This window comes from Methylophaga sp. UBA5088, assembly GCF_002414625.1.
Lineage (GTDB): Bacteria > Pseudomonadota > Gammaproteobacteria > Nitrosococcales > Methylophagaceae > Methylophaga > Methylophaga marina.
In genome coordinates, this window is record NZ_DIAC01000072.1 from 34,899 (window position 1) to 35,677 (window position 779).

Below are 779 nucleotides of genomic sequence, written 5' to 3' on the forward strand. Positions count from 1 at the left end.
GATGCGGACGATTATTGGGTGGTACCGCAGAACAATTGCATGCCTCACTGAATCTATTGGCAAGCTTACCTCCCACAACAACCATCTATTGCGCTCATGAATACACACTAGCTAACCTACGTTTTGCTAAAACAGTAGAGCCAGAAAATAAACAACTGCAGCAACGCTTTGAACAAACTGTAACAATGCGTCAGAAAAAACAGGCCACTGTACCTTCATTAATGCAGGATGAGCTGGCAACCAACCCGTTTCTTCGTTGTGATGTAGACAGAATAAAAAAGGCGACCGAAAAATTTTCCGGTCACCCTCTTCCAGATAGCCAAGCTGTCTTTAGCTCATTAAGAGCATGGAAAGACGAGTTTTAAGCAGCTTTATCGTCTTGTTCTTTATCAAGGTTATTAAAATGGATGTCCATTTGTGGGTAAGGAATGGAGATACCATTTTCATCGAACGCGAGTTTTATGGTTTCAATTAATTCCGAACGTACTGGCCAGTAATCAGCAGCTGCCACCCATGGACGGACATCAAAATTCACACTGCTATCACCTAATTCTGATACCCGAATAACAGGGGCAGGATCGGCCATCACTTTCTCATGCCCGGTCACGATATCGGTCAGTAATTGTTTGGCTTTGAGCAGATCATCGTCATAACCAATACCAAAGACCATATCGATACGTCGGGTATCTTTGGCTGAATAGTTGGTAATAGTATCGTCATAAATTAGACCATTCGGCACGATAACTTCACGGTTATCACCTGTTTTCATAATGGTGTTG

The 779-nt window shown here is 42.7% G+C and carries 2 protein-coding genes; one reads left to right on the top strand and one right to left on the bottom strand.

Annotated elements, in window-relative coordinates:
• The coding region (locus tag B4K20_RS09185) for a hydroxyacylglutathione hydrolase C-terminal domain-containing protein (protein ID WP_289282664.1) at positions 1–365 on the top strand (365 nt) is incomplete at its 5' end.
• On the opposite strand, the gene B4K20_RS09190 is transcribed toward B4K20_RS09185, so the two are convergent.
• A partial coding sequence (locus B4K20_RS09190; protein WP_289282665.1) for a mechanosensitive ion channel family protein occupies positions 362–779 on the bottom strand: 418 nt, incomplete at its 5' end. The two genes, B4K20_RS09185 and B4K20_RS09190, sit on opposite strands and share 4 nt — an antisense overlap.